This is a genomic window from Tellurirhabdus bombi (assembly GCF_021484805.1).
GTDB classification, from domain to species: domain Bacteria; phylum Bacteroidota; class Bacteroidia; order Cytophagales; family Spirosomataceae; genus Tellurirhabdus; species Tellurirhabdus bombi.
On record NZ_CP090557.1, the window covers coordinates 4,250,980 to 4,269,678 of the forward strand.

Sequence of the window (18,699 nt, forward strand, 5' to 3'; positions counted from 1 at the left end):
TTCTTTAACGGGGTAAGTATAGCCTATAAAGTTGCGGATCATGCGGATTTACTTCCCTGAAGTACCCGTACTGTCACCAATAGTTGACCCAAATGACGCATGGTGTGCTCGGCAGCGTGCGTCAGCAATCCTAGCACCGTCGATGGAATTTGCGCTCGCCCAACGCCCCGGACCTCGGTGAGTGTTCGTTCATCAGTCTGGCGAAGCTGGTCTAATGCGTGGTCTACCTGCTGGTTAAATTTAGCCACCAGATCGGCCACGCGAATCGCCGGCTCCAACGCTCCTTCGGTAGACAGCCAGTGCAGTTGCTCCGCCGTGAGCGATTCGCCGCGCGCGTAGGTCAGCAAACGGTCCAATACGCCCGTCAGGTGCTGCAAATGAAAACCAACCGAAGCAACGCCCACCGGACGCTCCCAGAGATACGATTCTGGAAAATCCATCATTAGCGCATTCACCTCTTCGCGGGCTTGCAACAAGGCGTGCGCAACCGGTTGCAGCAGGGAGGGCAGGTCGGGAAGTGGCCCCCGGAGCCATACTTCACGCGTTTCAGTTTGTGCCATTACTACGTAAGTTAATGAGTGAAAGAATGAATGAGCGAAAGAGTGAAATAGGCAATAAGCAAATAACTAGTCGAATTTCAACGTCTTGATTCTAAAAGTAACCTAAATGCATTTTGCCGAATTATGGAAATAACTGCGCCGATTTTCCTCAAATCATTTACTAGGTAATTTTCTAAAAGTAACTATTTGCCTGTCGAATCACTCTTTCACCCATTCGCTCTTTCACTCATTGTTTTAGTCCCAGATCCCAATCGTCTGTGCGGAACGGAATTACGGGCAGGCCTTCTTTGCTGAACAGATTCGGCTCCGGCGCATCCCGAAAAGAAAACCGAACGGCCACCGGCTTCTGCACATCTTTGGCCCAAACTTCCACCGTATTGCCTTTGATTTTGGCCTGCGCTTTCGAGAAAACCCGATCCCCGCCCGCAATCTCAAACTCCGTCAGCACCTCGCTTTTTGCCTGAAGTCCATTGGGTGCATTGTCGAAAGTTAGCCGAATCTTGTTACCCTCCACCTGCATGGATTGGTATTGGGGACTTTTGTAAAGGCCGACGTTCTGGCCGTAGGTCTCTGCTAAAGCCCAGCCCGCCAATCGGTTACCGACTTCTTTTTTGTAGACGGGGTGAATGTCTTTCAGGTTGTCAACCAGATCGGTGGTTACGACCATGCCTGATTTGGGAATGTCCATTGCTTTGGTCTGCGCCTCCCGAACGGCTGCCGTCTGGAATTTTCCATTGTAGGTATAAGGCGCAATCTGCACGAAATAGAACGGGAAATCCTTCTGCCAGAGCCCCCGCCAGCTATCGACCATCAGGTGGGTTAGTTTGTGGTAGGCCGGTGCGTCGTGCCGGTTCGATTCACCCTGATACCAGATTACGCCTGCAATGGCAAATGAAGTGATTGGCGCTACCATGCCATTATAAAGCACACCGGGTTTGTTGGGACACCAGGGCACTTTCGGCATCGTTTGGGCGGAATGACGGGTTTCCGGGTACAGCATGGCGATGGCTTCGGGCAGCCAGGTATCCATGTAAGACCCACCCCACGACATATCAATCAGCCCAATGGGAACGTTCAGCGTATTTTGCAGCTTTTTGCCGAAAAAATAGCCCACGGCGCTAAAATTCTTCAGACTTATCGAATCGCAGGTGGCCCATTGCCCGCGAATGTTGTCCTGGGGTGCGTTGGCCGCTGTTTTGGTAATTTTAAAGAATCGGATTTTCGGATTGTAAGCGGTGGGCAGCTCCGCCTGGGCATCTTTCACCCCACCCCCGGCGGTCATCTCCATATTGGATTGGCCGGAACAAACCCAGACTTCGCCAATCAGGATATTTTTCAGCACTATTTTATTGTCGGCGGCAATCGTAATGTCGTAAGGGCCACCTGCTTTGGGCGTTTGCAGCACCACTTTCCAGGTTGCCTGATCGGAACAGGTTACGCTGATGGGCTGGCCGCCCCAGCTGGCGGTTACCGTGATGCGCTCCGTTGGGTTGGCCCAGCCCCAGATAGTCACCTGACTTTGCTGTTGTAGCACCATATCTGAACCCAGGATAGCGGGAAGGGAAACATTGGCCCACGCTTCAGGCGCTAAAAGCAGCAGAAAAAACAAAATCCGTTTCATATTCTGTCCTATTTTCTTTGTACCAAACTGGTAAAAATTACTCAAAAATCTATCCTACAAAAGTATAACATTAAACATGTTTATCGCCTTGGCGCTTATATATGATAGGACTGACCACAAAATAGACAACTGATGAAAGAAGAGCAAAAACAGCTTTGGTGGCAAAAAGGGGTCATTTATCAGATCTATCCCCGCTCATTTCAGGATAGTAACAACGACGGAATCGGCGACTTGAAAGGGATCATCCAGCGTCTCGACCACCTGCAATGGCTCGGCGTTGACGCGGTCTGGGTATCGCCAGTTTATCCGTCTCCAATGGCTGATTATGGCTACGACATTTCTGATTATCAAGATATTCACCCTTTGTTTGGCTCACTGGCGGATTTTGATCAGCTACTCGATGAAGTGCATAAGCGGGGCATGAAACTGATTCTGGATTTAGTGCCTAACCACACTTCCGATCAGCATCCGTGGTTTCTGGAATCCCGTTCTTCCAGAGATAACCCCAAACGCGATTGGTACATCTGGCAAGACGCTCGCCCCGACGGTTCCGCGCCCAACAACTGGCTGGCTATGTTCGGCGGCACTGCCTGGGAATGGGACGAAACAACCCAGCAATTTTATTACCACGCTTTCCTGAAAGAACAACCCGACCTGAACTGGCGTAATCCGGAAGTGCAGGCGGCCATGCTCGACGTCATGCGCTTCTGGCTCGATAAAGGCGTCGATGGGTTTCGGGTGGATGTGATGTGGCATATGGTTAAGGATGAGCAATTACGCGACAACCCGCCAAACCTGGATTACCAGCTGTTTATGGCTACTTATGAGCAACTTTTGCCGGTTTACTCGACCGACCAGCCGGAAGTTCACAATATTGTCCGCCAGATGCGGCAATTGCTGGATCAGTACGATGAGCGGATGATGATCGGGGAAATTTACCTGCCCATCCAAAAGCTGATTACTTATTACGGGGTTCCCGACCGCCGAGGGGCTCACCTGCCGTTCAATTTTCAGTTGCTTTCGCTGCCCTGGGAAGCCCAGAAAATTGCGTCGGCCATTGACCAGTACGAAGGCGCTTTGCCGGAATATGGCTGGCCAAACTGGGTACTGGGAAACCACGACCAACCGCGCATTACCAGCCGCGTTGGTATTCAGCAGGCCCGCGTAGCCGCGATGCTGTTGCTGACGCTGCGGGGAACGCCCACCATTTATTACGGCGATGAAATCGGCATGCGCGACGTTCCCATTCCGTTTGAAGAAGTTCAGGATCCGCAGGGATTAAACATGCCCGATAAAAACCTGAGCCGTGACCCAGCCCGTACGCCCATGCAATGGGACAATAGCCCCAATGCCGGATTTACCACTGCCAAGCCCTGGCTTCGACTAGCCCGGAACTACCGACGTGAAAACGTGGAGGTGCAGAAAGAAGACTCTTTTTCTATACTTTCTCTTTACAAACGACTGATTGAGCTACGCCAGCGGGAGCCTTCGCTCATGCAAGGAAATTACAAGCCGGTTTACGCCGACAAGCAGATGATCGCTTTTATCAGACAGGCCGAAGGGCACTCGAGCTTTCTGATTGTGCTCAATCTAAGCCATCGACCGGGCTACTTTAAGGTGAAAAATATGGACCTGAAAGGCAAGATTGAAATCGCTACATTTCCTGAACTGGAAGGGACCGACATTGGTGACTCAATTGATTTGGGTGGCGATGAAGGCATCCTTGTCCGGCTCAGTTAAGGGCCGTTTTGCCGGTCTTTTTGGCTTATACTTCTAAATACCTCATTGATACAGTTTTCATTATTTCTGCAATAAACAGCAGCTTACTTACTCGAATGAAGAAAATCGGTTCGGAATACGTAGGCAACAATCGTTGCGTATTTACCGTATGGGCTCCCAAAAAAAAGAGCATGGTTTTGCACCTGGTGCATCCCAAAGAGCAAAAAATTGAAATGACGGCCGACAAATGGGGTTACTTCCGTGTGGAAGTAGAAGACGTTGGCCCCGGCGCCCGTTATTTTTTCAGACCAGATGACAAAGAGGACTATCCTGACTTGGCCTCCCATTACCAACCCGAAGGTGTACATGGCCCGTCTGAAGTGGTCGATCACACAACCTACCAATGGAATGATAAGGAATGGCACGGCATCCCATTCAAAGACCTGATCCTGTACGAATTACACGTTGGCACCTTCACCAACGAAGGTACGTTTGAAGCCATTATTCCTTTTCTGGACGACCTCGTAGACATGGGCATCAATGCGCTCGAAATCATGCCCATCGCGCAGTTTCCAGGCAACCGAAACTGGGGGTATGATGGGGTTTACCCCTACGCTGTTCAAAGTTCATATGGCGGCCCGGAAGGACTCAAAAAGCTGGTTGATGCCTGTCACCAAAAAGGGCTGGCAGTGATTCTGGATGTGGTCTATAACCACATGGGCCCGGAAGGAAATTATTTTGCCCAGTTTGCGCCCTATTTCACCAAACAATATTGCACTCCCTGGGGGGATGCCATCAACTACGACAGCGAATGGTCGGACGGTGTGCGCGATTTCTTTTCCAATAATCCCCAGCATTGGTTTGAATTATACCATATTGATGGCCTGCGGCTGGATGCCATCCACACCATTTACGATGTTGGAGCGGTTCACTTCTGGGAGTTGATGCACCACAAAGTTAAAGCCCTGGAACAGAAAATGGGCCGCACGCTGCACCTGATTGCCGAGAGTGACCTCAATGACCCGCGGGTGATCAAATCGCCGGAGATGGGCGGCTTTGGTTTTACGGCCCAGTGGCTCGATGATTTTCACCACGCTTCTTATGTGCTGCTGCACCCGGAAGGTAAAGACCGCTACGGCGATTTTGGGCAAATGGAGCAACTGGCCAAGGCCTATACCGATGGGTTTGTGCACAGCGGCGAGTACGTGGATTTTCGGAAACGACAATATGGCGCCTCGTCGGCGGGTATTCCGGGCGACAAATTCATTGTTTTTAACCAAAATCACGACCAGATTGGCAACCGGGTTGGGGGCGAGCGGCTCTCCATGCTGGTATCATTTGAGCGCCTGAAAATGGCAGCGGCGGCCATCATGCTTTCTCCCTATATTCCGATGCTTTTTATGGGTGAAGAATATGCCGCTGATACCCCGTTCTTTTATTTTGTCAGCCATTCGGAAAAAGAACTTATCGAAGCGATTCGAAAAGGGCGTAAAGAAGAATTTTCGTCGTTTGGCTGGGACGCAGAACCGCCAGATGCTCAGGCAGAAGACACATTTGTTCAATCGCGTCTTCAATGGCAAAAACGCTCTCAGGGAAAATACCAGACAATGCTGCAATGGCACAAGACGCTCATTCAGCTTCGCCGCACCAATCCGGTTTTGCAGAACAGCTCAAAAGTGGATCTTCGCGTCAATCTTCTCGACCAGTCCGGTTTTAACCTCCACCGGCAAAGCACCGATGGGCAGCAGCACTTATTCTGTTTGTTTAATGTGTCAGATGAACCCATTTTTTACACGTTCCCACAATGGGCTAGTAGCTGGACAAAATTGCTGGATTCACGGGAAAGCCAGTGGCTGGAAACGGCTAGTGAAGAGACCCAGGTCTTACCGAACCAAGTATATCGTGGACAGAAAATCCAACTGGCTCCGTGCAGTGTGGCCGTCTTCACGTATACGAATGACTTAACTTCGTAGTATCAAAAAGTCCCGAGCGCTATAGGCTGGCGCTCGGGACTTTTTGATTATTTCTTCTGGGGTACGTAGACGCTACTGCCAATCCCGAAATGCCGCCGCGAATCAGGATAAAAATAAAAGAACCGTCGTTCCTCCAAGCCATTGTTAAATTTTAGCGTGAGCGTATAACCATCCAGCTGATAATTTCCCGCTTTATCCTGATTGGAATAGGCCGAAACGCCCACACCGCTGGAACTGCTTGATCCTCCACCCATTGATTCGTAGGTAAACTTCCCATCGGGCGAAAACGTGATGTTTTTACTAGAAACGATCATGGTGCTTCCACCCATAGCGATGTCCCCCCCGCCGCTGATTGTTTTGAATGATCCTGTTATTGTCTCGTTGCGCCTCGCGGGTTGGCCCAGGTGCCATTTGTCCCAGCTGTCTGTTTTACCGTCAGACCAGCGGATGTTCATTTTGCTGCCGTTTTTCTGCCAGGTTCCCCATTTGTTGGCTTCCACTTTCCGGGAGGCGGGCACATCCAGATCGTATGGGCTGACCGTGATGTTCTTATACAGGGTTCCGTCTTTCAGCAAAACATACGGCTCGTATTCCTGATACATAAACCCACCCACGCCATAGCGCATTTCCGAATGCATGTAAACGCCCTGAATCTGCGCGTGGGTCAGTCCTTTTCCGGGCGCTGTCAAAGGCGTAGCCGGCCTGGATGGGCGGGGCTTTTTGGTACGGGCCACCGGTTCACGGACTGATCCGGCTTTAATCCTCGTGCCGGTTGTTTTCAGAAAATGTTTGAGCGCCGTAGACAGATAAGGTTTGAAAAAGTTTACATCGGGGTCCGTGATGACGCGCGCCAATTGTTTCTGGTTTTCTTTTTCCACGGCCATGTATACAATAAGCTGGGTTTTGCCGCCTTTGGTGGTTCCCGTCGTGATCGTCTTTACTGCCCCCATGTCTCTCTGGTCGAAGGAAGCAACTACCTGCCCTTGCTGGGGAGCATCTTTTTTCGCTTCTGCCTCTAGCCAACGGGCTAAGGAAACGGTGCTGGTTTCTTCTGGGTATAAGGAATAAACAAACAGACGCTTCGTAGGCAGATCGCCGGGCTGCATCTCGAAAGCGTTTCCTTTTTGCGTGCCGCTCCAACCCTGCGGCGGCGTTTGGCCAACGGCGGCATAAGCCAATAAAAAGCTACAAAGGATGTACTTCATGCTGTCTAATGAGTGGTGACAGTATAGGTAACATTCCTTTGATGCTTAAGGATTGATAGGCAACAGAATTTCCGTAAAATTCAAATCAATCGCGGACTTTTTTACGGATCAGGTGGTCGGGGCCCAACGCCTCAATGTCCGGCAATCCGGCTTTGTAGGAACGATACGAACTGTTCTCGATCAAGGTTGGATACGGCTCGAACGTAATGTAGCGCAGCGGCAGTTTTCGGAGCCAGAACGCCCCTTCCAACAGACCCACAAACCAACCCGGCGGGCGCTGGTAGCCAAAAGCTCGGCGTAGTTTTTCGTCGATCAGGGCGGCGAACACGGGTTTGGTTAAGGGACGCAGAATGCCGGGGAGCCAGCCTTGCACAATCCGGACGGTAGCATCGGCCACGCGCTGGTTGCTGGGCGCATAACAGAAATGCTTCGCTTCGTAGGCGTCCGTGAAGGCGCTGAGTTCTTCAACTGTCGCGGGAATATCACGCAGGTTCATCATAGTCCCTACTTCCCGAAAAAACAGAAAAAAGGCCCGTTCCTCCGCTGGAATCAGTTTCCGCCAGCCGTAGCGATTGAGCCAGTTAATGGGGTAAAAAACAAACGTCGATAAGACAAAGAGATAATCTTCGTTCGGAATGCGGTAAAAACCGTGGATGTGGTTCATGTGAGCAATGGCCCGCTGTCCGGTTTCGCTATCGAGGCCATCCTGCATGAATCGGGAAATCAGCAAACTGGTATCGTCGTAGCGTTTTTGTCCATGCCGGTCGAACTCCCCCGTTCGGGCCAGCAAACTCGACACACTAGGGCTGGCGAAGGTGTGAAACAAAGCCAGCTCCAGTGCTCTGGTGATATCGAAAGGAAATTCATACCCTACCAAAAGCTGCACCATGCGCTGATAATCCCGCTCCGGGTTTAATTTCCGCAGCTCCTGCCGTACCGCCGGATTGCGAAAAATACCCGCCTTTCTTGCGTAAACCTGCTGTTCCATGCCTTTCTTCATTTGTTGTTACTTATCGAAGACAACGACCATACAGCCAAAATCGTCAGTCCGAAAAGTAAAAATCGCTGAAAAAGCCGCTAAAAAAAGTGCTTTTTGCACAGCAGCAACGCAGAACGATTTTGTTATTACCGTTGTAAACCGTCATCACAGGCAGGCTATGTATTTTCAATCTGTCGTCGAAACCGAAGAAGAGTCGCTACGCAACTTCCAGTTGCTTAAGGCGCAACCAGACCAAAACCGGGTTATTAACTCGCTGAGTAAGCTTTGTCGCTGGCCCACGCACTGCGACAGCTTTTCGCTCAAATTCGTTTTTACCGGTACCGAAACATACTGCCTTAATAAAAATCAGTTTTCGATTAAAAAAGCCTGTTTTCTGGCCGTCAACGCCAACCAGCCTTATTCAAGTTTTATCCAGTCGGAGGAGTGGGTGGCGTCACTGGCCCTGTATTTCAATACGCTTTTTCTGAATCAGACGCTGGGCGTATATACCACGCCCGAAGATCGTCTGCTAGACAATCCGAACTTTGTCCATCGTCAGGCGGTCTGGTTTTTTGAGCCGATCTACGTGCTTACCCCGTCTATTTTATCCCGCGTCTGGACCCTTAAAACGTCCCTGGAAACCCGCATTCTGACAGAATCAGAGTTGGAAGAACACCTGCACGGCATTCTGGCCGATTTGTTTTGGGCGTACAAACAGGAAGTGCTTCGTAAAAGTGAAACGCTGTCGGCCATCAAGCGCTCTACGCGGATTGAGCTATACCGCCGGCTTCAGCTTGCCAAAGCTTTTCTGGATGACCAAGTGACAGAAGCAATTACACTCGATGATGTGGCCAAAGCGTCGATGTTGTCCAAAAATCACCTGCTGAAGCATTTTAAGCAGATGTTTCAACGTTCGCCGCACCAATATTTAACCCAGCGGCGGCTGGAACGGGCCAAGAATTCGCTGGTTCATTCTGATTTACCCATTAATCGCATTGCGCTGCAAACCGGCTTTGAAGATCCCAGCGCCTTTGGTCGGCTCTTTAAATCTTCGTTTGCGACCACGCCGCAGCAATATCGGGAGCAATTTGCTAAACGCGTGATTTTTGCACATTCCTGAAGCGCCTTAATCCCTACTTTTGACGCAGTATTTACCATCGCCCGGCAGCCATTGCCGAAGCGACAAGATTTGTGTATCCATGAATAGTCATAAATTAGTGATTCTGGCCGCTTTTGCCGCCATTTACATAATCTGGGGTTCTACCTATCTGGCAGCGTTGATCGGGCTGGGGAGCTTTCCGCCCCTGCTGATGGCGGGTTTGCGGTTTTCTTCCGCTGGCCTTATTCTGCTCGTCTGGTGTTTGGTCAAAGGAGAAACCCTCCCCTCAGCTAATTTCGTCCGAAAAAATGCTTTAGGAGGCATTCTGATGCTGGTGGGTGGGACTGGCTCGGTTATCTGGGCTGAACAATATATTCCGTCGGGCATGGCGGCAATTTTGGTCGCTTCGCTGCCCTTCTGGTTCGTGCTGCTCGACAGGCATCAATGGGCAACTTATTTTTCCAACAAACTCATTATCGGGGGTTTGCTCTTAGGCTTTGCGGGTATTCTGCTGCTCTTTGGCTTCAATTCAACGCCCCAGACAACCAGCCGGGCAGGCATGCAGATGGTTAGTATTGTGGTTCTGGTCCTGGGTTCCATTGCCTGGGTAGTTGGCTCATTGTACACCAAATACCAGCCTTCAACAGGCTCAACCACGATGAATGCCAGCCTTCAACTGTTGGCCGCCGGTCCGTTTAGCTTGCTGCTTAGCGGAATTCTGGGCGAGTTCAACGGCTTTGCAATTGGCGCCGTGAGTGTGAACGCGTGGCTGGCCTTGGCTTACATGACCATAATGGGTTCGCTGGTTGCTTATCTGGCTTACATCTACCTGCTGCAAGTGCGCCCACCGGCTCAGGTTGGAACGTATGCGTATGTCAATCCAGTCATTGCCGTGTTATTGGGGTGGCAGTTTGCCAATGAGCCCATTACCAGCCAGCAGTTATTGGCTCTGTCGATGATTCTGTGCGGCGTTTTGCTTGTTAACCTTCCTAAATACCAAAGCGCTAAAACCTGATAGTCTGGAACTAGATCAGCGGCTTCCCAAGACAGATACTGGTTTCCATGCCCACGTAAGGGCCATACAGATCAATTGACTTATATCCTGCTTTCTGGTAAAGGCGGATGGCTTCGGGCTGTTTGTTGCCTGTTTCCAGCTTGGCCGTGGAAAATCCCTCTTCGGTGGCCCAGCTCTCCAGCTCCCGCAAAACCTGTTGCGCAATCCCCTGGCCCCGCCGTTCCGTAGCCACAAACATGCGTTTGATTTCAATGACGGCGGGTTCTTCGGTGGGTCGAAAACAACCGCAGCCCACCGGAACAGTGTCTGCCAACGCGACTACTACCCGCGCCGACTGATCTACTTTGTTGAATCCATCGTATTTTGCCTGATAAGGCTGGTATCGATCCCACAGGTCTTTGTCCAGTTCCTTGATCAGATTTACGAAGCGAGGATCAGCGGCGGTTGTTCGGGTTACGGTTATCATTTTTAGCTTTTGGTATGCACTTCTGGTTTTCCCCAAACATACAAACAAATGGCTTTAAGCCGCTTTATCCAGGCCACGGACCTGCATCAAATATTTGGGCGGCAGCAAAATCCGCTGCATCAGCGACCGTAATTTCAAGGTGTTTAATACGCCGTATAACCACAAAGTAGAAGCCAGCAGCGGCTTTTCCGGTAATGAAAGGCGACTCGATACTTGCTCTGGCACCAACAGCGATTGCGCCTGTAATAGAAGATTATAGCGCCAGTCACCCAGCTCTTCGCGGTAGCGCTGAAACAGCTTTTTGGTGTATTCACTGAAAACCAGGTTTTGTTCCAGATGCCGTTGTCGGTCGGGCAGCCAACTCGCGTAGGTAGTTGGCAAATCTGGAATATGCATTCCTGTTCCTACCTGCCGGAACGTCGTAAAAATCTCTTCTTTTTCGGCCATAGTCAGCTCGCGGTGCAGCAATTCGTAGGCCCGAACCGAATAATCGATGAGCATGTAAAGTACATCGCGGTAAGCATGCGCCGGTATCTGGCGGCCCCGACTTTGTTCCACCCCACCGTGAATGGCATGCATCCGCCCCACGGCCTTAGCAGCTTTATCCGCGCTTTGAAAAACAATATCCTGGGCATAGCGAACTGTGGAAAACAAACGCCCGATAGGATCAGCGGGTAACTTTCCGGTAAAAAAGAGCCAATCGACCTCCCGGTTCAGGGCAAACTCGGCGGCACCACCCGCAAAAATCAGTAAAATCACGTCGGCATCGCCCCACACTTTGCGCACAATCGAATCGTCACTAACGAAATTTTGCATACAGGAAAAAAGAATACTTTGTCCTTTTAATAACGTAAAAAGGGGCAAATGGGTGCCTGGTTCACTGCGGCAAAACAATCAATTTTGCCCGGATATAGTTAGTAAAACAGCTTGCATTTCTTTAGTAAATTAAATAAAGCCCACGATGAAACGCGTATTCCTAACCCTTGGCTTAGCCTGCCTGCTGTTTGCCTCTACCCCTCCGAAAGAACCCCGATTCCGCCGCTATTTTGTAGCTGCCGAAAGCTACGAATCGGTGGGGCTGATCGATGTCAACAAAGACGGTTTGCTGGATATTGTTTCCGGCGATTTCTGGTACGAAAACACAACCGACCCCAAAACGTTATTCCGCAAGCGCCACCTGATCGGCAATCAGAAACGACACGACCAGTATTACGACGACTTTTCGACCATCCCACTGGATGTAAATGGGGACGGTCATGTCGATGTGGTCACCGGAGGCTGGTGGAGCGCCACACTGCGCTGGCTCGAAAATCCCGGTCCTGGCAAAGAAAAACTCTGGCCGATCCACGAGATAGCCAAAGTGGGCAATGTCGAAACGACCCGTGCCTGGGACGTTGACGGCGATGGCGTTGTCGAAATCGTCCCCAATAACCCTAAGCATCCGTTAAAATATTTTAAGCTAGGAAAAGACGCTAGCTTTCAGCAAGTTCAGGTAGCGCCTACCCAGGATCACGGACTTGGTTTTGGCGACGTCAATGGCGACGGCAAGGGCGATTTTATTGTCAGTAACGGGTGGCTTGAAAACGAAGGCAACAACACGTGGAAACTGCACAACGAATTTGAATTAGGAACGGCCAGCGTACCTATTCTGGTCGTTGATGTCAACGGCGACCGCAAAAATGACCTGATCGTGGGACAGGGACACGGGTACGGCCTGCATTGGTATGAACAAACCGCCGAACAAGGCAAGCGCGGCTGGAAAAAACACATTATTGACGACAAAGCTTCTCAGTATCACGTGATGGAGTGGGCCGACCTCAACGGCGACAAAAAGCCAGATTTAATTACGGGTAAACGCTTCCGGGCGCACAATGATAACGATAACGGGGCCTATGATGACGTTGGCCTGTATTACTTCACCTGGGATGGCCAGAAATTCACGAAACACACCATTTCCTATGGCCCTCCGGGTGCTGGCAAAGGGACAGGTATCTACTTTGCGCTGGCTGATTTGCGGAAAACGGGACGACTGGACATTGTCGTTGCGGGGAAAGACGGGCTGGAAATCTTTTTTAATGAGTAAGTTACCGCCTTGAATCAACCAACTTTCTGCCTTAAGTAGCTGCGTCGTTAAAAGTAATTAATTGCCTTGTAACCGGATGGCTGGCCTTGTTTAAAAAGCAGTAAAACAAACCTTTACTGATTTATCCAGTTAATTCTTGAAAAGCCACTAAAGTTATGAAATCGCAACAACTTCCTTTACGCCCCGGCGAAGATCAGCATCGCGGCGATATTCCGGCAAATGATTCTGCGAAAGACGATACTGAGCTTGTTGGCTCCCGAGTTGGTCGAATGGACCCAATGATTGTTAAAGATCAGAGTGGTGCCGCCATCGAAGATGGGGACGAAATAGTAGATAGGCCGGAACACGCTGATGATGAGCCGGTGGACGAAGATGGCTCTCCTACGGGCGAACACGATCACCATCAGGACGATAATTATAGTTTGGGTGGTAACGTAGCCAGAAGTAGTGGTTTATAAAGTAGCAAACAGGTATGGAATCATTAGACCAAGAATATAAGCCCGGCGAAGATGAAAACCAGGGTGTCGTTTCAACCATGGCACGAACTGAAGAGGCTGGTTCACAAATTGGCGACTCGCAGGTACAACGCATGAGCCCAAATGCCATGCTCCCGGATCCGGAAACGCAGTTTGAGCAACAGGTAGCCGCCGACGACGAGGACTTTGATACGGAAGAAGATGAGGATGATAGCAGCTTAACGGTTGAAGATTCCGGTGGAGAATCAGATGCTTAACTAAAAAGAGCCAACCCTTACTAGGATTGGCTCTTTTACTATAGGCTTTAACGGACTTATACCCAGTCCCAGCCAAAAAGTGGGGTAATTTTTCGTTTAACTGCCAGATAAACCTGATACAGTTTAGAACGGCGGAAACGCAGGACGCGCAGACCCATCAGTCCAGCACCGGCAAAAGGCGTCGATGCTTGAAAGGGCGATGTTACCATTGAGTCAGACTGCGGCATTGAATTCGTGGTGCCGCTTATGTGCAGCTCTTCAATCTGCGCCAGCACTTCATCCAGCAAATTGCGCGTACGTGGCCCCCAGGTTGGATCTGGCTTTATATCATTGCTGGTATCTGCTGGTGGCGGATTAAGCGGCAACAATTTAGGACCGCTCCGTTTTGCCTCGCGCGGAATTGGGAAAGTGAGGTAAGCCAGCACTTCCGGCTGAAGCAGGTCTTTGTAAATTCGGGGGCGAGTCATCAACTCTTTATACGCCAGCACACGGTACAGATACATCCGTGTTTCGGGGTGCAGCCGAAGCGAGTAATAATTGCGCTGACCACCCTGGCGTTCCATGCGGTGGCTCAGGTGCGTTGAACCGCTGTTATACGCGGCGGCAACCAGCGTCCAGGAGCCAAATTGTTTGTGTAGCTCCTTCAAATAACGGCAGGCTGCTACAGTCGATTTCTGGATGTCATTTCGCTCATCCACTTTTGAATTTACCCGTAAACCCATCTGGCGTGCCGTTTCAGGCATCAGCTGCCAATAGCCTGCGGCCCCTTTGTGGGAGACGGCCGTCGAGGTAAAAGCACTTTCGACCAGGGGCAAATACTTAAAATCGCGCGGGATTCCAAACTTAGCCATAATTGGCTCAATAATTGGAAAAAACCGGGATGCTCGCTTACGGAGCATAAACATATACTCCCGTTCAGCCGACTGTTTTAGTAGTACATTAATCCAGCGGCGGGTAACTGAAGCCTCGTGCAGGGGGACATCTTCCCCACAAAACTGAACCGGTTGCAAAACGGGAGCAATTGATTTTCCGGGTACAGCCAGCAGTACAGGATCGCTGGGCAGAGGCATTTCCTGAATAGAATCCAGGTTAACGAGTGGGGTTGCTTCGCCCATTTTGGCGGCCGACAACAAGAGAGATAAACTAACTTCTTTTATCAATGTGTTCGTAGCATTTGCGCACGTCTAATCAATGACGTAGGGCATTTGGCAATTGGTTAACTCTACGAATATAGTTGATTGCCTGCTATTTACAAAAAACACATGAAAATAAACTATTGAACGGTCTAGCCAAGTTATCCGATATACTTTTAATCTGAATTGCCGCTCAGGGCCGCCACAATTCGAATTTTGGCGTAATCATACCTTCCTTGTAAATAATCATAAACAGGCTTTAATTGATTGTTTTCAATACCGATACGAGCAATAGCGCGTTCGATATCTAGGCGCTCAGTCATACTCACCAGCGACTCCAAATCGATGTCGTAACCCTGCTGGTATAACATGGCAAAATGAGAAGCAATTGTCCCGTTTGATAAATTACGATCGTGTGCAATCTCTTCCAAAGTATACCCCTGTTGGTACAATTCCAAGGTAAGCAAATACGTAGCACCCTTCAAATTAGTGCCTCCACGCGCCTGAGAAGCCAGAAAATTTGTAATAACCCCCATGAATGATTTTCCAAACAAAGCTAATTTCCGGTCCCCTACCCCGCTTACGTTGCGGAAGTCGCCGGCGTTGGCGGGACGCAGACGAGCCATATCCTCCAGGGTTGAATCCGTGAAAATAACATATGGCGGAACATTTTGTTCGTCGGCCAATTGTTTGCGAAGCGCCTTGAGCCGGTCGAGTAATTCATCCCGCACCGCTTCGGTTTTCGTTTTAGGCTTCTTCTCCGCCTTCGCCTGCTCCGCTTCTTCGGGTTTCACCAGATCAATTCGGCGGTTCTGAAACAAAACGGAATCGGCCAAAATACCCCGGCGCAACGCATAGTGGTTGTCATACGCAATTTCAATTACCCCAATATTGATCAGTTGCTGGATGTAGTTCCGCCACTCTTCAAATTTCAGGTCGCTGCCCGCTCCGTAGGTTTTAATCAGGTGATAATTATGCTGCATAACGCTCTGGCTTCGTGAGCCGCGCAACACATCAATGAGCGTATTCATGGGCACTTTCTCTTGCAGGCGTATGGCGGCTGAAAGCGCTTTTTGGGCCAGAATAGTCCCGTCAAACATTACCCGCGGATTCTGACAAACATCGCAGTTGCCGCAAGGGTCACCCAGCTCTTCCGAGAAATAGCTTAGCAAAATCTGCCGCCGACAGCAGTTTGCCTCGGAGTATTGCTGCATCCGCTCCAGTTTGGCCAGCTGCACACCCAGGTTGGCGGGGGCATTCTCAGACAGCATGTCTTTCCACATCATCATGTCGGCAAAGCTGTAAAACAGGTAGGTATCCGCCTTCAGCCCGTCCCGCCCCGCCCGGCCAATTTCCTGGTAAAAGCTCTCCAGATTTTTGGGCATGTTGTAATGCATCACCCAACGCACGTTCGACTTGTCGATGCCCATCCCAAACGCGATGGTTGCACACATGATTTTGATGTTATCCCGCACAAATTCCTCCTGCACCTTCGCCCGCCGACCAGCTTCCATGCCCGCGTGGTAGTAAGCCACCGAATAGCCCTTTTCTTCCAGTTTGGCCGCTAACGATTCGGTTGAGCGACGACTCTGGCAGTAGATGATGCCTGATTGATCGGGACGCTGATCGACTAGACGGATAATTTGCTGAACACGCTTGATTCCCGGCAACACATTCAGACTCAGGTTAGGGCGGTTAAACGAGGCAATAAATACCGCTGGATCATTCAGATTGAGTTGACTAATGATATCCTGCCGAGTCAGTTTATCTGCCGTTGCCGTCAACGCCACAACCGGAACCGCCGGAAAGTGCGTTTTCAAAATGTTTAGCTGTTGGTATTCCGGACGAAAATCGTGCCCCCAGGACGAAATACAGTGCGCTTCATCGATTGCAAACAGGCTAATGCGAATGGATTTTAAAAAAATATAAAACGACTCGCTCTGCATTTTTTCGGGCGAAACATACAGCAGTTTCAATCGCCCGGCCGTTACGTCCTGTTCAATCTGGCGCTGCTCGCCCGAGGTCTGGGTGCTGTTGAGGTAAGCCGCCGGAATTCCGTTCAGCAACAAGGCCTCCACCTGGTCCTTCATCAGGGCAATTAGAGGCGACACAACCACACAAACGCCCTGTTTGATCAGTGCCGGAATCTGAAAACAGACTGATTTGCCACCCCCCGTCGGCATCAAGACCAACGTATCTCTACCCGCCAGAATGGATTGCACAATGGCTTCCTGCATGGGCCGAAAGCGATCGTAACCATAATATTGTTTTAGTAGATCCAGGGGTTGACCAGCATGCGGTTCTTCAACCAGGGATAGCAAGCTCGGGGGCGTCAGCATACAATTTCAGTTTAGTCTATTTTTCTTAGACGCAAAATCCCGCTATCGGAGTCGGCAGATAGCGGGATTTCTTTGATCAAAGTTAACGAATTTCTGTTAAAAATCCGCGCTTTTCGGTGTCCGTGGGAAAGGAATTACATCACGAATATTCCCCATTCCGGTCACAAACAAGATAAGGCGCTCGAAGCCTAAACCAAAGCCAGAGTGCGGTGCAGAACCAAACTGGCGGGTTTCCAGGAACCACCAGATGTTGGCCGGATCGATGCCTACTTCATGCACCCGGGCCAGTAGTTTTTCGTAATTATCCTCCCGCTGCGAACCACCAATGATTTCGCCAATGCCAGGGAACAACACGTCCATCGCGCGAACGGTTGGACCCGGAGCCGCCGACGAATCTTCATCCTGCTTCATGTAAAACGACTTGATTTCGCGCGGGTAATTCGTCAGGATAACGGGTTTTTTGAAGTGCTTTTCAACCAGGAACCGCTCGTGCTCCGACTGCAAATCAACGCCCCACCCTACCGGATACTGGAATTTCTTTTCTTTATGCGGCTTCGACTTGAGCAGAATATCAATGGCTTCAGTATACGTTACGCGCTCAAACTCATTTTCATGCACGAACCGCAGTTTTTCCAGCAGCGGCATGGGGCTGCGTTCGGCCTGGGGCTTTGCTTTTTCCTCGTCGATCAGGCGGCTTTCCAGGAATTTCAGGTCATCAATGCAGTTTTCGAGCGCATAACCGACCAGGTATTTCAGAAAATCCTCGGCCAGATTCATGTTATCTTCCAGCTCGTAAAAAGCCATTTCCGGCTCAATCATCCAGAATTCGGCCAGGTGGCGGGTGGTGTTCGAGTTTTCCGCCCGGAAAGTAGGTCCGAAGGTATAGATTTTTGACAAGGCCAACGCGCCAAGCTCGCCTTCTAACTGGCCCGATACGGTTAGGTTGGCCTCACGACCGAAGAAATCCTGCTTATAATCGATGGCGCCTTCTTCCGTACGCGGTAAGTTGTTCAGATCGAGTGTCGTAACCCGAAACATCTCCCCGGCTCCTTCGGCGTCGGAGGCCGTAATGATGGGCGTATGGAGGTAGTAAAAGCCGTTGTCGTTGAAGTACTTATGTACCGCAAAGGCCAACGCGTGCCGAATCCGAAGCACGGCACTGAATGTATTGGTACGCGGGCGCAGGTGGGCGATTTCGCGCAGAAACTCCAGCGAATGTTTTTTGGGTTGCAGTGGGTATTTATCCGGATCAGCCGGGCCATAGACGTGAATATCCGTTGCCTGCACTTCGACTCTTTGACCCGAGCCCTGCGATTCCACCATGGTTCCCGTAATTGCCACGCAGGCCCCCGTTGTTACCAGCCGGATCACGTCTTCGCTGAAGCGTCCCGGTTCGGTTACGGCCTGGATGGTATGAATGGTTGACCCATCATTGATGGCAATAAAAATGGCATTTTTACTTTCCCGCTTTGTACGTACCCAACCCTTCACCGTCACGGTCTGGCCGATTTCCGCGGATTGAAGCAGTTGTTTAATGGGTGTAAGGCTCATATAATATTCAGTAAACTATTTCCTGGTTACTAACCGACACGAACAGATGAGCCGCAAAGGTAGGTATTCGTTTCTAAATCTGATAGGCCCTTACGCACCGAAAACTCATTTGACTCAAAAACCCTACGCTCAATATTTTGCATTTAACTTCCTGCTTTGCAAGATAATAAAACCGGGCTTTGCTTGTTTTATCCACCAATACCAATAAAAATTTGTATAATTG

Annotated in this window: 16 protein-coding genes; 7 read left to right on the plus strand and 9 right to left on the minus strand. The window is 50.3% G+C overall.

All coding sequences use genetic code 11. The annotated features are described in order from the left end of the window. Nucleotides 1–38: 38 nt before the first annotated feature. Both L0Y31_RS17970 and L0Y31_RS17975 read right to left on the minus strand, forming a co-directional pair. Nucleotides 39–560: a DinB family protein gene (locus L0Y31_RS17970; protein ID WP_234734467.1), complete on the minus strand. Its 522-nt coding sequence runs from the start codon at nucleotides 558–560 to the stop codon at nucleotides 39–41. A gap of 226 nt (nucleotides 561–786) precedes the next feature. Next, a complete protein-coding gene (locus L0Y31_RS17975) occupies nucleotides 787–2,181 on the minus strand; it encodes a sialate O-acetylesterase (RefSeq protein ID WP_234734468.1) in 1,395 nt (464 codons plus the stop codon). Nucleotides 2,182–2,313: 132 nt separating this feature from the next. Between L0Y31_RS17975 and L0Y31_RS17980 the strand changes: the two genes are divergently transcribed. Both L0Y31_RS17980 and treZ read left to right on the plus strand, forming a co-directional pair. After that, nucleotides 2,314–3,921 carry an alpha-amylase family glycosyl hydrolase gene (locus L0Y31_RS17980; RefSeq protein ID WP_234734469.1) on the plus strand — a complete coding sequence of 536 codons (1,608 nt, stop codon included), beginning with the start codon at nucleotides 2,314–2,316 and terminating at the stop codon, nucleotides 3,919–3,921. Between the two features lie 95 nt (nucleotides 3,922–4,016). Continuing rightward, nucleotides 4,017–5,873, plus strand: coding sequence for a malto-oligosyltrehalose trehalohydrolase (gene treZ / locus L0Y31_RS17985; RefSeq protein ID WP_234734470.1), 1,857 nt, complete (start codon nucleotides 4,017–4,019; stop codon nucleotides 5,871–5,873). Nucleotides 5,874–5,920: 47 nt separating this feature from the next. Here the strand turns inward: treZ and L0Y31_RS17990 are convergent, their stop codons facing one another. Beyond that, a complete protein-coding gene (locus L0Y31_RS17990) occupies nucleotides 5,921–7,078 on the minus strand; it encodes a hypothetical protein (protein WP_234734471.1) in 1,158 nt (385 codons plus the stop codon). 85 nt (nucleotides 7,079–7,163) lie between these two features. Then, nucleotides 7,164–8,078, minus strand: a complete 915-nt coding sequence (locus L0Y31_RS17995; protein ID WP_234734472.1) for an oxygenase MpaB family protein — start codon at nucleotides 8,076–8,078, stop codon at nucleotides 7,164–7,166. 157 nt (nucleotides 8,079–8,235) lie between these two features. Between L0Y31_RS17995 and L0Y31_RS18000 the strand changes: the two genes are divergently transcribed. Next, nucleotides 8,236–9,177 carry a helix-turn-helix domain-containing protein gene (locus L0Y31_RS18000; RefSeq protein WP_234734473.1) on the plus strand — a complete coding sequence of 314 codons (942 nt, stop codon included), beginning with the start codon at nucleotides 8,236–8,238 and terminating at the stop codon, nucleotides 9,175–9,177. Nucleotides 9,178–9,256: 79 nt separating this feature from the next. Continuing rightward, nucleotides 9,257–10,171, plus strand: a complete 915-nt coding sequence (locus tag L0Y31_RS18005; RefSeq protein WP_234734474.1) for an EamA family transporter — start codon at nucleotides 9,257–9,259, stop codon at nucleotides 10,169–10,171. Between the two features lie 10 nt (nucleotides 10,172–10,181). Here the strand turns inward: L0Y31_RS18005 and L0Y31_RS18010 are convergent, their stop codons facing one another. Beyond that, nucleotides 10,182–10,637: a GNAT family N-acetyltransferase gene (locus tag L0Y31_RS18010; protein WP_234734475.1), complete on the minus strand. Its 456-nt coding sequence runs from the start codon at nucleotides 10,635–10,637 to the stop codon at nucleotides 10,182–10,184. A 54-nt stretch (nucleotides 10,638–10,691) separates the two neighbouring features. Then, complete coding sequence (locus L0Y31_RS18015; RefSeq protein ID WP_234734476.1) at nucleotides 10,692–11,453, minus strand: oxygenase MpaB family protein; 762 nt, start codon at nucleotides 11,451–11,453, stop codon at nucleotides 10,692–10,694. Nucleotides 11,454–11,598: 145 nt separating this feature from the next. Here L0Y31_RS18015 and L0Y31_RS18020 point away from each other — a divergent pair, with 145 nt between their 5' ends. From L0Y31_RS18020 to L0Y31_RS18030, 3 genes are all read left to right on the plus strand, one after another. Continuing rightward, nucleotides 11,599–12,720: an FG-GAP repeat domain-containing protein gene (locus tag L0Y31_RS18020; protein WP_234734477.1), complete on the plus strand. Its 1,122-nt coding sequence runs from the start codon at nucleotides 11,599–11,601 to the stop codon at nucleotides 12,718–12,720. A gap of 155 nt (nucleotides 12,721–12,875) precedes the next feature. Continuing rightward, complete coding sequence (locus L0Y31_RS18025; protein ID WP_234734478.1) at nucleotides 12,876–13,178, plus strand: hypothetical protein; 303 nt, start codon at nucleotides 12,876–12,878, stop codon at nucleotides 13,176–13,178. A gap of 14 nt (nucleotides 13,179–13,192) precedes the next feature. Beyond that, nucleotides 13,193–13,453 carry a hypothetical protein gene (locus L0Y31_RS18030; RefSeq protein ID WP_234734479.1) on the plus strand — a complete coding sequence of 87 codons (261 nt, stop codon included), beginning with the start codon at nucleotides 13,193–13,195 and terminating at the stop codon, nucleotides 13,451–13,453. Nucleotides 13,454–13,509: 56 nt separating this feature from the next. On the opposite strand, the gene L0Y31_RS18035 is transcribed toward L0Y31_RS18030, so the two are convergent. From L0Y31_RS18035 to asnS, 3 genes are all read right to left on the minus strand, one after another. Beyond that, a complete protein-coding gene (locus tag L0Y31_RS18035) occupies nucleotides 13,510–14,613 on the minus strand; it encodes a lytic transglycosylase domain-containing protein (RefSeq protein ID WP_234734480.1) in 1,104 nt (367 codons plus the stop codon). Nucleotides 14,614–14,762: 149 nt separating this feature from the next. Beyond that, nucleotides 14,763–16,925 (minus strand): DNA helicase RecQ, encoded by a 2,163-nt coding sequence (gene recQ, locus L0Y31_RS18040; protein WP_234734481.1) that lies wholly within the window; start codon nucleotides 16,923–16,925, stop codon nucleotides 14,763–14,765. Between the two features lie 96 nt (nucleotides 16,926–17,021). Beyond that, nucleotides 17,022–18,476: an asparagine--tRNA ligase gene (gene asnS, locus L0Y31_RS18045; RefSeq protein ID WP_234734482.1), complete on the minus strand. Its 1,455-nt coding sequence runs from the start codon at nucleotides 18,474–18,476 to the stop codon at nucleotides 17,022–17,024. Nucleotides 18,477–18,699: the final 223 nt, after the last annotated feature.

Bases quoted from the DNA above. Each gene is read 5' to 3' on its own strand.
- recQ (WP_234734481.1), bottom strand. From the start codon at position 16,925: ATGCTGACGCCCCCGAGCTTGCTATCCCTGGTTGAAGAACCGCATGCT.
- L0Y31_RS18000 (WP_234734473.1), top strand. From the start codon at position 8,236: ATGTATTTTCAATCTGTCGTCGAAACCGAAGAAGAGTCGCTACGCAAC.
- asnS (WP_234734482.1), bottom strand. From the start codon at position 18,476: ATGAGCCTTACACCCATTAAACAACTGCTTCAATCCGCGGAAATCGGC.
- L0Y31_RS18015 (WP_234734476.1), bottom strand. From the start codon at position 11,453: ATGCAAAATTTCGTTAGTGACGATTCGATTGTGCGCAAAGTGTGGGGC.
- L0Y31_RS18010 (WP_234734475.1), bottom strand. From the start codon at position 10,637: ATGATAACCGTAACCCGAACAACCGCCGCTGATCCTCGCTTCGTAAAT.
- L0Y31_RS18025 (WP_234734478.1), top strand. From the start codon at position 12,876: ATGAAATCGCAACAACTTCCTTTACGCCCCGGCGAAGATCAGCATCGC.
- L0Y31_RS17980 (WP_234734469.1), top strand. From the start codon at position 2,314: ATGAAAGAAGAGCAAAAACAGCTTTGGTGGCAAAAAGGGGTCATTTAT.
- L0Y31_RS17995 (WP_234734472.1), bottom strand. From the start codon at position 8,078: ATGAAGAAAGGCATGGAACAGCAGGTTTACGCAAGAAAGGCGGGTATT.
- L0Y31_RS17990 (WP_234734471.1), bottom strand. From the start codon at position 7,078: ATGAAGTACATCCTTTGTAGCTTTTTATTGGCTTATGCCGCCGTTGGC.
- L0Y31_RS18030 (WP_234734479.1), top strand. From the start codon at position 13,193: ATGGAATCATTAGACCAAGAATATAAGCCCGGCGAAGATGAAAACCAG.
- L0Y31_RS18020 (WP_234734477.1), top strand. From the start codon at position 11,599: ATGAAACGCGTATTCCTAACCCTTGGCTTAGCCTGCCTGCTGTTTGCC.
- treZ (WP_234734470.1), top strand. From the start codon at position 4,017: ATGAAGAAAATCGGTTCGGAATACGTAGGCAACAATCGTTGCGTATTT.
- L0Y31_RS17970 (WP_234734467.1), bottom strand. From the start codon at position 560: ATGGCACAAACTGAAACGCGTGAAGTATGGCTCCGGGGGCCACTTCCC.
- L0Y31_RS17975 (WP_234734468.1), bottom strand. From the start codon at position 2,181: ATGAAACGGATTTTGTTTTTTCTGCTGCTTTTAGCGCCTGAAGCGTGG.
- L0Y31_RS18005 (WP_234734474.1), top strand. From the start codon at position 9,257: ATGAATAGTCATAAATTAGTGATTCTGGCCGCTTTTGCCGCCATTTAC.